At 65.1% G+C, this 14,115-nt stretch carries 12 protein-coding genes; 5 read left to right on the forward strand and 7 right to left on the reverse strand.

Translation table 11 applies throughout. The features are described 5' to 3' along the window. Window positions 1-6 precede the first annotated feature (6 nt). A complete protein-coding gene (locus AC0L3P_RS28685; RefSeq protein ID WP_473307154.1) occupies window positions 7-1,191 on the forward strand; it encodes a saccharopine dehydrogenase family protein in 1,185 nt (394 codons plus the stop codon). A 108-nt stretch (window positions 1,192-1,299) separates the two neighbouring features. Here the strand turns inward: AC0L3P_RS28685 and AC0L3P_RS28690 are convergent, their stop codons facing one another. Further along, window positions 1,300-2,496, reverse strand: coding sequence for an FAD-dependent oxidoreductase (locus AC0L3P_RS28690; protein WP_275171357.1), 1,197 nt, complete (start codon window positions 2,494-2,496; stop codon window positions 1,300-1,302). Between the two features lie 146 nt (window positions 2,497-2,642). Between AC0L3P_RS28690 and AC0L3P_RS28695 the strand changes: the two genes are divergently transcribed. Next, window positions 2,643-3,119 carry a MarR family transcriptional regulator gene (locus AC0L3P_RS28695; protein WP_275171395.1) on the forward strand — a complete coding sequence of 159 codons (477 nt, stop codon included), beginning with the start codon at window positions 2,643-2,645 and terminating at the stop codon, window positions 3,117-3,119. Here the strand turns inward: AC0L3P_RS28695 and AC0L3P_RS28700 are convergent. The 3 genes from AC0L3P_RS28700 to AC0L3P_RS28710 form a co-directional block, all read right to left on the reverse strand. Beyond that, window positions 3,088-4,344: an O-antigen ligase family protein gene (locus AC0L3P_RS28700; protein WP_275171356.1), complete on the reverse strand. Its 1,257-nt coding sequence runs from the start codon at window positions 4,342-4,344 to the stop codon at window positions 3,088-3,090. The two genes, AC0L3P_RS28695 and AC0L3P_RS28700, sit on opposite strands and share 32 nt — an antisense overlap. A 163-nt stretch (window positions 4,345-4,507) precedes the next feature. After that, the gene (locus tag AC0L3P_RS28705) at window positions 4,508-6,058 is read right to left on the reverse strand and encodes an undecaprenyl-phosphate glucose phosphotransferase (RefSeq protein ID WP_473307157.1); all 1,551 of its coding nucleotides are present in this window, start codon (window positions 6,056-6,058) and stop codon (window positions 4,508-4,510) included. A 119-nt stretch (window positions 6,059-6,177) separates the two neighbouring features. Next, window positions 6,178-7,311, reverse strand: coding sequence for a glycosyltransferase family 4 protein (locus AC0L3P_RS28710; RefSeq protein ID WP_275171354.1), 1,134 nt, complete (start codon window positions 7,309-7,311; stop codon window positions 6,178-6,180). Window positions 7,312-7,514: 203 nt separating this feature from the next. Between AC0L3P_RS28710 and AC0L3P_RS28715 the strand changes: the two genes are divergently transcribed. Further along, a complete protein-coding gene (locus AC0L3P_RS28715) occupies window positions 7,515-9,791 on the forward strand; it encodes a GumC family protein (RefSeq protein ID WP_275171353.1) in 2,277 nt (758 codons plus the stop codon). A gap of 11 nt (window positions 9,792-9,802) precedes the next feature. Here AC0L3P_RS28715 and AC0L3P_RS28720 read toward each other — a convergent pair whose 3' ends face one another. Then, window positions 9,803-10,984, reverse strand: coding sequence for a GNAT family N-acetyltransferase (locus tag AC0L3P_RS28720; protein WP_473307160.1), 1,182 nt, complete (start codon window positions 10,982-10,984; stop codon window positions 9,803-9,805). A gap of 127 nt (window positions 10,985-11,111) precedes the next feature. On the opposite strand from AC0L3P_RS28720, the gene AC0L3P_RS28725 reads away from it, so the two are divergent. Beyond that, window positions 11,112-12,155 carry a polysaccharide deacetylase family protein gene (locus AC0L3P_RS28725; RefSeq protein WP_473307162.1) on the forward strand — a complete coding sequence of 348 codons (1,044 nt, stop codon included), beginning with the start codon at window positions 11,112-11,114 and terminating at the stop codon, window positions 12,153-12,155. Between the two features lie 21 nt (window positions 12,156-12,176). Here AC0L3P_RS28725 and AC0L3P_RS28730 read toward each other — a convergent pair whose 3' ends face one another. Beyond that, complete coding sequence (locus AC0L3P_RS28730; RefSeq protein WP_007603477.1) at window positions 12,177-12,398, reverse strand: DUF2842 domain-containing protein; 222 nt, start codon at window positions 12,396-12,398, stop codon at window positions 12,177-12,179. 109 nt (window positions 12,399-12,507) lie between these two features. Here AC0L3P_RS28730 and AC0L3P_RS28735 point away from each other — a divergent pair, with 109 nt between their 5' ends. Further along, window positions 12,508-13,590: a COX15/CtaA family protein gene (locus AC0L3P_RS28735; RefSeq protein WP_275171350.1), complete on the forward strand. Its 1,083-nt coding sequence runs from the start codon at window positions 12,508-12,510 to the stop codon at window positions 13,588-13,590. 13 nt (window positions 13,591-13,603) lie between these two features. On the opposite strand, the gene AC0L3P_RS28740 is transcribed toward AC0L3P_RS28735, so the two are convergent. Further along, window positions 13,604-13,948 carry a hypothetical protein gene (locus tag AC0L3P_RS28740; protein WP_275171349.1) on the reverse strand — a complete coding sequence of 115 codons (345 nt, stop codon included), beginning with the start codon at window positions 13,946-13,948 and terminating at the stop codon, window positions 13,604-13,606. Window positions 13,949-14,115: the final 167 nt, after the last annotated feature.

Here is a 14,115-nt window from a genome sequence, read left to right on the forward strand (position 1 = left end):
CCGACCATGAGCTCTGCGAAATTCGACATCGTCGTCTATGGCGCGACCGGTTTTACCGGCCAGCTCGTCGCCGAATACCTGACCCAGCATTACAAGAGCGACCATTCGCTCAAATGGGCGATGGCAGGCCGCAGCCTCGGCAAGCTGAAATCGGTCCGCGATGCGATCGGCGCGCCCGGGAATACGGCGCTGATTGTCGCGGATGCGTCGGATGCGGCTTCGCTGAAGGCGATGGCGGAGCAGACGATGTCGGTGATCACCACAGTGGGCCCGTATCAGCTCTATGGTGAGGAACTGCTCGCGGCCTGCGTGGCCACGGGCACGGACTATTTCGATCTCTGCGGCGAGCCGATCTGGATGCGCCAGATGATCGACAAGTACGAGGCGGCCGCAAAAGAGAGCGGCGCGCGGATCGTGTTTTCGTGCGGCTACGATTCCGTGCCGTTCGAGCTCGGTACGTTCTTCGTCCAGAAAGAGGCCAAACGTGTCTTCGGCGCGCCGGCCCCGCGCGTGAAGGGCCGCGTGCGCGACATGCGCGGCACGCTCTCGGGCGGCACCGCCGCGAGCGCGAAGGCGACCTTCGATGCCGTGGCGAAGGATCTCAGCCTTGTCGCCATTCTCAACGATCATTTTGCGCTGACGCCCGGCTTCAGCGGCCCGAAGCAGCCGAAAGGCAACAGGGCAGCTTTCGAGGAGGATCTGCAATCCTGGGGGGCGCCGTTCATGATGGCGCTGATCAACACGCGCAACGTTCACCGCTCCAACATGCTGATGGGATTCCCCTACGGCCAGGACTTCGTCTACGACGAGATGGTCCTGACCGGTCCCGGCGAGAAGGGCGAGGCCACCGCCAAGCTCGTGATGGCTGCCAATGCGGGCAAGACCGGCCCCGACGCACCGAAGCCGGGCGAGGGCCCGTCGAAGGAAGAGCGCGAAAACGGTCTCTTCGATCTGCTCTATATCGCGATCGCACCCGATGGCCGCATGGTACGCGCCGGCGTCACCGGTGACCGCGATCCCGGCTACGGCTCGACCTCGAAGATGATCTCCGAATGCGCCATCTGCATGCTGCGTGACACGACCGACGTCGCAGCCGGCTTCTGGACCCCGGGCGCGGCGATGCAGCACAAGCTGATCAAGCGGCTGGTCGAGAACGCGGGGCTGACGTTCGCGGTGGAGGCCCAGACGTAGCTTCCGTAGGGTGGGCAGAGCGAAGCGTGCCCACCACGTCTCTCGCGATTGCGGGGAGATGGTGGGCACCGCGCGTTGCGCCTTTGCCCACCCTACTGCACCGTGCCACTACACCGCCCGCGCGTCGTACGCGTACATGAAATCCATGCCCTTCGCGCCCAGCGGCAGCAGCCATTTCATCATCTGATTGCGGATCCACGCGCCGGTGGCGCTGAACTCGCGCTTGCTGTTGCCGTTGCGGCGGGCCATGGCGACGATCTTTTCCGTGCGCGGGCGCCGTTCGGCCTCGAAGGCCTGGAAGGTGGCGCCGAGCTCCTGGCCTTGCTGCATCAACCGGGCGAGGCGCATCGCATCCTCCAGCGCGAGCGAGGCGCCCTGGCCGGCATGGGGGCTGGTCGCATGGGCGGCATCGCCGATCAGCAGCGAGCGCTTGCGCGACCAGGTCGGCAGGGTGGCGACGTCGAGCGTGTCGGTGACCACGATGTTCTCGGCTGCCTCGATGATGCCAGGGATTGGATCGTGCCAGCTGCGGTGGAAGCCGCGCAGGTGCTGCTTCAGCGTTGCATGGTCGAGCGCGCGAAACATCGCCGCGTCCATGCCGTGCGCCGGCTGCGTGCTCCACCACATCACGCCGTCGTCCGGATCGGGGCTGCAATAGCCGTAGCCGAAGAAGCCGCTCTGTCCAAACGTGGTCTCGACGTGCCGGCCAATCGGCCTGCCATCGAGGACGGCATGCGACACGAAGCCGCCGAAGCCGATCAGTCCGGTGTCGAACGGCTGCGGCCCGTCCGGCACCACCTGGCGGCGCGTCACCGAGTGCACGCCGTCGGCGCCGATCAGGAAGTCGCCTTCGGCCGTGGTGCCGTCGGCGAAGTAGGCGATGATCGGCTGGTCGCCGCGATCTTCGATCTTGATCAGGCGCTTCTCGAAATAGAGTGAAACGCATGCGCACCAGGCCTTGTCGATCAGCATCTCGTTCAGCGTGGCGCGGCAGACATTGACCGCGGGCTGGCCGTAGCGCCGCGCCATGTCGCGGTTGATCGAGCCGAGCCGCTCTCCGCCTTGCGAATAGAAGTCGAACGATTCCGCGATCGAGCCGCGGCTGATCAGCTCATTCGAAAGGCCGATCTCGTCCATGATCTGCATGCCGTTCGGCGCGATCTGAAGGCCGCCGCCGATGCCTTTCGAATAGGGCCAGGCCTCGTAGATCGCGGACTCGATGCCGGCGCGGCGCAGCAGGACCGCCGCGACGGGGCCGGCGATGCCGGCGCCGATGATCAGGGCCTTGCGAGGACGATAGGACATGGCTTGCTCCCGACGTTTCCGTGGTGCTAGGAGAATTACGGTCGCTAAATCTCTTAGTGACTAAGATATATATCGACTAAGATACGGGGTCTACCTTGTCAAGGACGAAGGCGCGCGCTGCGCTGCTGCGGGAGCTCGAGGAGGCGATGCGCAGGTCGTCTGCGCAGGGCGTGCTCTACGGCCAGACCGTTGCGAACGTTGCCGGAATTGCCAATTCCGACCTCGAATGCATGGACATCCTCTATCTCGAGGGACGCGTCACCGCCGGCCGGCTCGCCGAGGTCACGGGCCTGACGACGGGCGCCATCACCGGCGTGGTCGACCGGCTCGAAAAGGCAGGCCTGGTGCGCCGCGAGCGGGATGAAAACGACCGGCGCAAGGTTTTCATTGCCGTCGTGCCGGAAGCAGCCATGAAGATCGGCCAGTTCTACGTGCCGATGCAACGGGCAATGGAGAAGGTGTTCAATACCTATTCCGACGAGGAACTACGCCTGCTGCTGCGTTTCGCGACCGAGGGCTACAAGGGTGTGCTCGCGGCAACCGCGGCGCTGAAGGGTCTGCTCGATACGCCGCCGGAAAAGCGTCCCACTCTCAAGCTGAAGAAGCTTCGTCGCGAGCCCTAGCCTTGTAGATCTGCGCAGCCGCGATCATGCCCCACATCGCGCCCAGCATCATCCAGAAATGCCGCCAGTGGTCGGTGTCGATCACGAAGCTTTCGCCGACGGTGCCGACGAAGGCGGAGAACACCGCGAGATAAGCGCGCTGCCAGGGCACCGGCACGAAGATGTGCCTGACACCCATGATGACGGTCGTGAAGACCAGCGCGGGATAGCAGATGCCGGACAGCCAGCCGCCCGACATGAAGGCGTTGAGATAGGAATTGTGGGTGTCCTCGGGGAAGAAGCGGTGGAATTGCAGAGGGCCGATGCCGAACGGCAGGTCGAGCGCCATCTCCGCACCCAGGATGTGCCGGCCGAAACGGCCGAAGCGGCCTTCGTCATAGCTCTGGTCGAAGCTGGCGCGCTGCTTGAACATCTCGGCGGTGGAATCGAAGGACATCAACACCGCGATCAGCGCGAGGCCCAGCACCGCGGCCAGGATCGCCATGACGATGATGCGCGAGCGCTGCGCGTTGGTGCGGCTGGTCAGCACCATCAGCGCCAGCATGAAGGCGGATGTCAGCACCAGCCCGCCCCAGGCGGCGCGGGAGAACGCGAGCAGGATCGCCAGTGACATGATGCCGAAGGCGATGACGTTGCGGAAGGCCTTGCCGGCCTTGTCGGAAACCACGCTCTGCAGCGAGAACAGTGCCGGCAGGATCATGAAGGCGCCGAGCACGTTCGGATCCTTGAAGGTGCCGCGCGCGCGCCCGTACAGTGTGAGGAGGTCGTCGCCGCCGGGAACCAGGTGGAAGTAGCCGGCGACTGCCAATAACGAGGCGACCATCGCGCCGACCACGAGCCCGCGGCGCAGCATGTCGAGCCGGGCCGCGGTGTCCTCCGACGTGACCATGGCGAAGAACACCACCGTCACCGCCATGTACCAGGAGGTCGCAATCCAGCTGACCACTTCGGACTGTTCGAACAGCGGGATCGCGCTGATCGTGTAGCCGATATTGAGCAGGATCAGCATCAGCACCAGCGGCATCAGGGCGAGCCGTAGACGCAGGCCGGTGGCGAAGAAGGTGACGGTGGCTAGCAACGTCACGATCTCGTAGGGGCTCGGCTCGATGAAGACGATCGCGCCGGAGGCGCCGACCAGCCATACCAGCGCGCGCTGGAGGGCCAGCACGCCGGGCGCAGCGCGAACCGCTGCATTCATCTCCCCGGCTGTTGCCGCATACGCCATCACACGCTCATACGTTTACGCAACTGGTACGCCCACAAATCCCGCTGTCATCGCCCGGCTTGACCGGGCGATCCAGTACTCCGCGGCGTCTAGTGCGGAATCGACTGGCGCCGCGGAGTACTGGATGCCCCGCTTTCGCAGGGCATGACGGAGGATCCACAACTCAATACGCGTTCTCGTTCTTGGTCAGCAGCGAGATCGGCGTCTTCAGCAGAATGACGAGATCGAACAGCACCGACCAGTTTTCGATGTAATAGAGGTCGAACTCGACGCGTTTCTGGATCTTTTCTTCATTGTCGATCTCGCCGCGCCAGCCGTTGATCTGGGCCCAGCCGGTGATGCCGGGCTTGACCCGGTGGCGGGCGAAATAGCCGTCGACGGCTTCGTCGAACAGGCGGCTCTGCAGCTTGCCCTGCACCGCATGCGGACGCGGGCCTACCAGAGAGAGGTCGCCGGAGAAGACCACGTTGAAGAGCTGCGGCAGCTCGTCGAGGCTGGTCTTGCGGATGAAGCGGCCGACGCGGGTGACGCGCGAGTCGTTCTTGGTCACGACCTTCGAGGCCGTCGGATCAGCCTGATGATGGTACATCGAGCGGAACTTGTAGACGTCGATGCGCTCGTTGTTGAAGCCGAAGCGCTTTTGGCGGAACAGCACGGGGCCGGGGCTGTCGAGCTTCACGGCCAGCGCCACCAATCCCATCACCGGCAAGGCCACGAGCAGCGCGAGGGCGCCGACGACGCGGTCGAACAGCCATTTCATCACCAGGTCCCAGTCGGTGATCGGCGCCTCGAACACGTCCAGCGTCGGCACCTCGCCGATATAGGAATAGGAGCGGGGGCGGAAGCGCAGCTTGTTGGTGTGTGCGGAGAGGCGGATATCCACCGGCAGCACCCAGAGCTTCTTCAGCATCTCCAGGATACGCGTCTCGGCGGAGATCGGCAGCGCGAACAGCACGAGATCGACGCGGGTGCGGCGGGCGAACTCGACGATGTCGTCGACCTTGCCGAGCTTGCGCGCGCCGGCACAGGTGTCGAGCGCGCGGCTGTCGTTGCGGTCGTCGAACACGCCGAGCACGTGGATGTCGGAATCCTCCTGCTCCTCCAGCGCCTCGACCAATTGCTCGCCGTTGCGGTCGGAGCCGACGATGATGGTGCGGCGGTCGAGCCGGCCCTCGCGCCCCCAGGCGCGCACCAGCGAGCGCAGCACCAGACGCTCGCAGAGGAGCGCGGCGAGCCCGAGGACGTAGAAGGCCGCAAGCCACAGCCGCGATATTTCGCTGCCGAACTTGGCGAAGAAGGAGATGCCGATGAACAGCAGGAAGACGAACGACCAGGACGAGATCATCCGCGTCATCTGCCGGAGCTGACCGCGGAACAGCTGCACCTGATAGATGTCGGCGGCCTGGAAGCAGACCACGGCGGAAACCGCGACGGCGATGATCTGCGCGGGATAGATCCAGCTGAAGGAGCCGGCGTGCGGCATGACATAGCCGAGATAGAGGACGATGCCGACGAGGCTCAGCAGCGCGAAATCGGCGAGGCGTACGAAGCCGGTGATCACGATCGGCGAATAGGCGCGAGCGACCTTCTGGTTGACGACGTCGAGCGCGGCGGGCGAGAGCCGCTGGCGGCGCTCCACAAAGGGCCGGTCAGCCGGCTTCGCCGCAGCGCTGGTCGCGGCATCGAGCATCGAGCGTGCGTTGAGCGGTTCCACGGGCGTCCACGTCCATTCCAAAAACCCGCGGGGCGCATCCTTGCGCCCCGGGCGAGCATCCCCTGGGTCTCGGATTATCGGACAAATCGGAAGATTCTCTAAAGCGGTCTTAAGGATGGTTAATGATTGGCAAATGCGTCGCGATAGCCCGCGAGCACTCCGTCGACCATCGCCTGCTGGGAGAATTGCGCGGAGATGCGCTCGCGAAGGGACGAGGCGCGCTGCGCTGTTCCCAGCGGATTGTCGAGCGCGGCCGCAATCGCCTCTGCCATGGCTTCCGCGTTGCTCGGCGCAAACAGCGCCGGGTTCTCCGCACCGAAAATCTCGGGAATGCCGCCGATCTTGGCCGCAATCATCGGAATGCCGGCGGCACCGGCCTCGATCACGACATAGGGCATGGAATCGCCACGCGAGGGAACGACCAGCAGCCGCCCCTTGGAGAAGCCGCAGCGCGCCTTGACGTGACCGATGAAGCGGATGGCACTGGAGAGGCCCAGCCTCTCGACCTGCGCTTTCAGGGCCGCGGTCTCCTCGCCGTCGCCGCCGAGCGTCAGTGTGACCTTCTTGCCTCCCTCGTGCAGGCGCGCCACCGCTTCGACCAGCAGATCGGCGCCCTTGATGTGCCTGAACTCACCGACGTAAGCGAGGTCGGTGGCGTCGTCGGCCATGACGACAGGTTCGAATTCCTCCGGCGTCACGCCGTTGAAGACGCAATGCACTACGCCCTTCGGCTTGCCGACGATGCGCTGATAGGTGTCGCGGGCAAACGCGCTCTCGAACAGGAACAGGTCGGTCGCGTCCATCAGCGTACGTTCGAGCCGCGCGTAAAACTCGCCCTTGAAGGTGTTGAGGGGATAATGCAACGAGCCGCCATGCGGGGTGTAGATGCGGATGGTATCGTCGGATCGCCGCCGCATGCGGATGAAAGCGCCGGCCTTGGCGCCGTGGCCATGCATGACGTCGGGCTTGAGCGTGGCGATCAGGCGCCGCAAGCGGAACCAGACCAGGACATCGTCAGGCGACGGTTCGCGGCGGATCGCCATCCGGTGCACACCGAGCTTCAGCCGCGGTGCGAGCTCGGCAAGGGCCTTGTCGGCACGCTCACCGCCGGTGAGACTGTCGGCGAGGATGCCGACGTGATGGCCACGATCGACCTGGCCGTTGGCGACGTCGAGGATGTGGCGGAAGATGCCGCCGACCGGAGCGCGCACGGCGTGCAGGATGCGAAGCGGCTGGTCGGGAGAGGGGGGCATGATCAAAACCAGCGCTCGACGGCGAATGCTCGAACAATCTCACGAAATATCGAGACGGATTAAGAGCCCTCGTGGTTAACAAACGGTGACGGACGTGCACGCGCGAGTTGCCGCACGCCGCGATTAACCCAGCGGCAACCTTAATGGAGTGTAATCGCCCCGGTTGAGGTAGGTTCGTGGCGTTGCGCCTGCGGGAGTGTTCGATGCGTTTAGCGTTCTGGCGTGCCGGCAAGGACAAGGCGGTGGTCGAGCGGGCTGTCGCGAAGGCCGCAGCCAAGCGGGCCGAGCTCGAGCCCCGGATTGAAGCGAAGCCTGCGCCCGTCGCTCCGAGGCCGGCGCCAGTTGAGTCCGGCGATATCGACCTGCACGCGCTCGGCGCGGCATTGGCGCGCAAGCGCGGCTGGATCATCGTGCCGACGGTGCTGGCGCTCGTCGCATCCGTCGCGATCGTCAATCTCATCACGCCGCGCTACAAGTCTGAATCCCGCATCCTGATCGACGGCCGCGAGAACGTGTTTCTGCGCCCCAACAGCGACCGCGCCGAGGAGCGGCAAGCGCTCGATGCCGAAGCCGTCACCAGCCAGGTGCAGCTCGTGCTGTCGCGCGATCTCGCGCGCGAGATCATCAAGAAGAACAAGCTTGCGGAGCGGCCCGAGTTCGACCCGGTGCTGCAAGGCATTTCGCCGCTGAAGTCGCTTGCGGCGCTGGTCGGCATCGGCCGCGATCCGTTCTCGATGACGCCGGAAGAGCGCGTGCTCGACGCCTATTACGAGCGCCTCCAGGCCTACGCCGTCGACAAGTCGCGCGTGATCGTGATCGAATTCCAGTCTGCCGATCCCGATCTCGCCGTGCGCGTCGCCAATTCGATCGCCGACGGCTATCTCGTGCTCCAGCAGGATGCGCGTCAGGATCAGGCCCGAAACGCCAGCCAGTGGTATGCCGGCAGGATCGACGAGTTGCGACGGAACGTCTCCGAGGCCGAAGCGAAGGCCGAGGACTTCCGCTCCAAGTCGAGCCTGTTCGTCGGCACCAACAACACGACGTTGTCGAACCAGCAGATGGGCGAGGTCAACACCCAGCTCAACAATGCACGCGCGCTCAAGGCCGATGCGGAGTCGAAAGCGCGCCTGATCCGCGAGATGATCCAGAGCGGCAAACCGATCGAGTCGTCGGAAATTTTGAACTCGGAATCGATGCGCACGCCTTCGCAGCAGCGCGTGGCGTTGCGGGCGCAGCTGGCCGAGCAATCGTCGACGTTGCTCGGCAACCATCCGCGCATCAAGGAATTGAAGGCGCAGCTCGCCGACCTCGACACCCAGATCCGCGACGAGGCCGCCAAGCTTGCCCGCACGCTCGAAAACGATGCGCGTGCCGCCAGCGGGCGCGTCCAGGAATTGTCGGTGAGCCTCGAGCAGCTCAAGAAGCAGGCGACGGCCACCAACGGCCAGGACGTGCAGCTCCGCGCCCTCGAGCGTGAGGCCAAGGCCCAGCGCGACCTGCTCGAAACCTATCTCGCGAAGTACCGTGAAGCCAACACCCGCGAGACCATCGACACCGCGCCGACCGATGGCCGCATCATCTCGCGCGCCATCGTCTCGAACACGCCGGCCTATCCGAAGAAGCTGCCGATCGTGCTGATCGCGACGATCGCGACACTGCTGCTCTCGTCCGGCGTCGTCGTCACCGGAGAGTTGCTGCGCCAGACTGCACCCCGTGCGGTCGCGGTGTTCGCGCCAGCGCTGACGCGGACGTCGGCTCGCCAGGAGCAAATCGTCCAACCGGTGGTCGTCGAGCCCTTCGCCGATCCGGTCGTCGATCCGGTCATGGCAGAACCTGCGCCGCTGCAGCCGGAGATGACGGCTGACGCCGATGTCTCCGAATTCGCGGAGATCGAGCATCTGGCCCACAGCCTGCGCGCCGCCGGAACCATGGCGAAGAAAGTCACGGTACTGGGCACTGCGAGCGGCGAAGCCATCACGCTGTCGACGCTGACATTGGCCCGGCACCTGGCGCGCGACGCGCGGGTGGTCGTGGTCGATCTCGCCGCGTCCTCGCCGGCCATGGCCGCCGTGTCCGTCGATGCCTCGGCCCCCGGTCTTGCCGAACTGATGCAGGGCGAGGCGTCGTTCGCGCAGATTATCACCCGGGACAAGCTCTCGCGGCTGCATCTGGTCATGGCCGGCCGTCCCGGCTTCGATCGCAGCCTGTTGCAGTCGCCCCGCGTGACGCTCGCGATCGACGCGCTGCTGCGCGCCTACGACCACGTGTTGCTCGATGCCGGCAGTGCCTCCGATCTTCCGGCCGAGCTCCTGACGGCGAATGCCCGCGCCGTCGTGGTGCCCGACGCCTCGATGACGCCGGATGCGCGCGCGCTGATGTGCGAGCAGCTCAGCGCCGTCGGCTTCAGCAAAGTGACGATGCTGAAAAGGTCCGTGCAGCCGTCGGATGCGAGGGACGCGCCGCGCGTCGTGGCGGCGTAGGCTAACGCGGATTACCCGAACGCTCGCCGCAGCCGCTGCGCCAGGTCGAACAACATCTGGTTCTGTTTCACCAGCCGCTTGCCGTGGCTCAGCGAGGACATCGCCATCGCCGCGAGTTTTCCGCGTGACGTTAGCGGAACAAAGCTATCGAAGATGTCCTGGTCGTCCTTGCAGAACATCCGCTTGTACTCGTCCGAGCCGATGCCGAGGTCGAGCGATCGGTAGCCGCGCTCGGCGCAGCGGTCGATGATGTAGCGCATCAGGATCAGCCCGGGGCTGTAGCGGGCGCGCTCGGACATCGTGTAGGTGTTGAACATCATCGAGAAGCGCTGGCCGTCGGCGACGCCGGCGAAAATCGCGATTACCTCGTCGTCGCATTCGAGCGCATGGATGTCGATGACGCGGCCGTCACCGCGTGGCGCAAGGCAGGCGCTGCGGACGAATTGCTCCACGCCGGGCTCGGCGAAGACGTTGGGAAGCTTCTGTTCGGCCATCCGCGCCGGCTTGACGCGGAAGAACCAGTCGAGCAGGCGGGTGATGTCCGCGTCGGTGGTCGCCAAATGATAGCGATAGCCGGCGAGCGCCTGCAGCTTCTTCTCCTTGCTCTTGAGGCGGCGACGGAAGGAGTTGCTGATCCGCGATGCCGGCGGGCCGCCCGGTTCCATCGTGAGCAGCGGGCAGCCGTTGATCGCGCTCTGGCGCGGCAAATGCGCGAACGGGTTCTGCTGGTCGTTCCACTGCAGCGGCTGCTGGGTCAGCGCGAGCACGTCGGCATGCTCGCCGAGCGGCGCAAACAGCGCGTCGAGATCACCGATGACGACCTGCGCTGCAAATTCGGCGTTCCACAGGCCCATGTTGAAGGTCGTATGCTTGCCGCCCATGAAGCAGGCCGTGCGCACGCCGTGGTTTTGGCGCAGCGAGAGTGGCAGCAGCAGGAGCTGCTGATGCTCGGCGTCGCGGGCAACGACGATGAAAGGGCGGGCGCGTTCGTGCTCGCCGACCAGGCGCTGCCAGGGACTGAGCAGATCAAATCGCTGATAGGGCGTAAAGAGGTGACCGGGCTGCTCGAAGGCGCGCCAGACGGCCTCGGCCGCGCCGAGATCGGTCACGATATCGACATGCGCGATGCGGCCCGCTTTCGACCGCGCTGGCAATTCTGCCGTCCGGCTTTGCATCGCCGCAGCCATGGTCATTCGCGAAACCTGTCGAGAAATCAAAAATATGCGTAATTCGGCCGGTGGCCGACCTTTGCAAAGAAATGTCAACAAAGGGTAATGACTATAGGGGGCGAACGGCCGCCGACGGGCGCGAGGTGGGATATTGGCATCCGACGACAGATGGCTGGAACGGCTGCGCCTTGAGCTGACCTGGTTCACAGGCCAGGCTGCGCTGCGCAGTCGCGGCGCCGGCGCCATCCTGCGCTTTGCGCATGCGCGGCCGCGGCGGCGCGGCGGGTTTCAGCCGTTGCGCGAGAACGAGATCACGCCGCATTTCCTCGATCGCGCCATTCGGGCGCTGAAGCGGTGGAAGTATGATTTTCTCGGCATGGACGAGGTCTGCCGGCGCGCGGTGACGCTGTCGGAACAAAGGCGCTTCGTGGCACTCACCTTCGACGGCGCCGGCAAGGATCTGATCGACTTTGTCTATCCGGTGCTGGCGCGCCATGCCGTGCCCTTCACGATCTATGTGCCCACGGCGTTTCCCGATGGCGTCGGTGAGGCGTGGTGGCTCGGACTCGAACAGGTGATCGCGCGCGAGAGCCGTGTCAGCCTGATGATGGGCGAGAAGGAACAGCGCTTCACGGTTACTGATAACGCCGGGAAGCAGGCGCTGTTTTCGTTCGTCGAGGCCTGGCTGCGCTCGCTGCCGCCGGCCGATGTGTCGGCTGCGATCGCAGACCTCTGCACGCGCTACCGGGTGGACCTTGCCGCGCTCTCGCGCGAGGCATCGATGAATTGGGAGGATCTGGCGAGGCTTGCGGCCGATCCGCTGGTGACGATCGGCAGTGCGACTGTGAACTATCCCGTGCTCGCCAACATGAAGGATGCGGCGGCGCTGCGCGAGATGACGATGGGCAAGGCGGTGGCGGAAGCGGCCTTCGATCGCGATATCCGCCATCTCGCCTTTCCGTTCGGCGATCGCGCCTCGTTCCGGCGCAGCCATGTCCTCATGGCGGAGGAGGCCGGCTTCGCCAGCGCGGTGACGACGATCCCGGGCGTGGTGGACGCGAAGGGACGCACCAATCTGCGCGCGTTGCCGCGCATTTCCTGGGATGGCCGGGTGCGCTCGCTGCGCGTCATGCGGGTGCTGGTGTCGGGGGTTGCTTTTGCGCCGGTGAAGCCGACCGGCACTGCCGCGAGCTAGCAGCGCTACGAACTGGAAGCGCTACGAACTCGATTTGGCCCGGTCGGGCCGCTGCATCCAGCTCACGATCGGCATCGCCGGCAGCACCCAGCCCATGCCGACCACCACGTAATAGATTGCCTGCCGCCAGCCGGACTCGGCGATCCACGGCATCTGCGCCAGCGCCATGCCGAGCAGGGCCCAGACGGTGGCGAGCACCAGGAGCAGGATGGTGCCGAGGAACTTGCGGGTGCGGATCGTCATGACGGAATATCGCGGCTTTCGCGTAACTTGCGCTGCGGGAGCGGGGGACTATAAGGGGCACGCAGTTTGGTTCAAGCCTTGCCGGTTCAAGCTCTGGTTTTTGCCTCGAATGACGACGATTTCCACCCCGTCCGAGCCGCATCGCGCCGTGCGCTGGTGGCTGATCGCAGTGGCTGCGCTGATCGCGCTGATGGTGCTGGTCGGCGGCGCGACGCGGCTGACGGAATCCGGGCTCTCGATCGTCGAATGGAAGCCGGTCACGGGCAGCGTTCCGCCACTCTCGGAAGCGCAGTGGACGGCGGCCTTCGAGGCCTACAAGACGATCCCGCAATATCGCGAGCTCAACGCGGGCATGAGCCTGTCCGAGTTCAAGGAGATCTTCTGGTGGGAATGGAGCCACCGGCTGCTCGGCCGTTTCATCGGCATCGCTTATCTTTTGCCGTTCCTGTTCTTCCTGTGGCGCGGCGGCCTGTCCGGTGAGTTGAAGCGGCGGTTGTGGCTGTTGTTCGGGCTCGGCGGGCTCCAGGGCGCGGTCGGCTGGTGGATGGTGGCCTCAGGACTGTCTGAACGCGTCGAGGTGTCGCAATATCGGCTGGCGACGCATCTTGTGCTCGCGCTCGTGATCTTCGCCGGCATCGTCTGGACGGTGCGGCGGCTCGCCGGGCGTCCGCAGATCGCAGCATCGTCGCGGTTGCGCTTCACGAGCGCCTTACTCCTCGTCGTGACCTTTATCCAGATCTATTTCGGTGCGCTGGTTGCCGGCCTGCGTGCCGGCCGCGCCTACAACACCTGGCCGCAGATCGACGGCGCGTTCATTCCCTCAGGGGAGCGATTGTGGTTCGAGACGCCGTGGTGGCGCAACATGTTCGACAATGTGCTGACGGTGCAGTTCGAGCACCGCATGACGGCCTATGCGCTGTTCGCGCTGGCAGCGTTGCACGCGTTCGATGCGGTGCGTTCACGCGCGGGGTCCGCGGCAAGTGGGGCGCTTTTGCTGTTGGCCGGGGTGAGCCTGCAAGCATTGCTCGGCATCCTTACGCTGCTCAACCAGGTGCCGATTGATCTCGCGCTCGCGCATCAGGCGGTCGCGATCGTGGTGCTGATGCTTGCGGTGATGCAGACTGAGCGGCTCGCGACGCGTGGCACAACCGAAGCGCAGCCGCGCGCGGTTCCCGTCGGTCAGGCCGGTTGATCGGGTCTGCTCCTCAGCAATAGCCATAGATGCCGCACGAGTAGGGCAGGCGCCAGAAATAATCGACCTGCTTCCCGCCGTAATACGAGCCCTGGTAATCGTAGTCCCAAGGGCGGCCGTAATAGCCCGGCAGCGTATGGGAGCCCGGCAGCAGTGGCGTACCCGGCAGGTTGCGGATGTAACTGCCGATGCCGTAAGCCGGCGAGATCAGCGCATCCGGATCGGTCTCGACATAGACCTGCGGCGGCTCCTGTGGCGGAACGGCGGCCCGCCGCCTCGGCGTGGCCGGCAGATCGGCGGCAAACGCAGCTGAGACCGTCAGCATTGCCGCAAGGGCAGGCACTATCCAGCGCAGCATCGTTGGCTCCGAATCAAAGGGGCGATCCAGTGACGATGTATGCGGCAGATATGGTTAATGACTGTTAACTGACGGCGGCCAAAAAGCCGCCGTCAATCCGGGGCGGTGCGAAGCACCGAACCCGGAATCTAGAGCTTATGATGCGACGTCGAGATTCCGGGTTCGCG

The organism is Bradyrhizobium sp. WSM4874 (assembly GCF_055811835.1).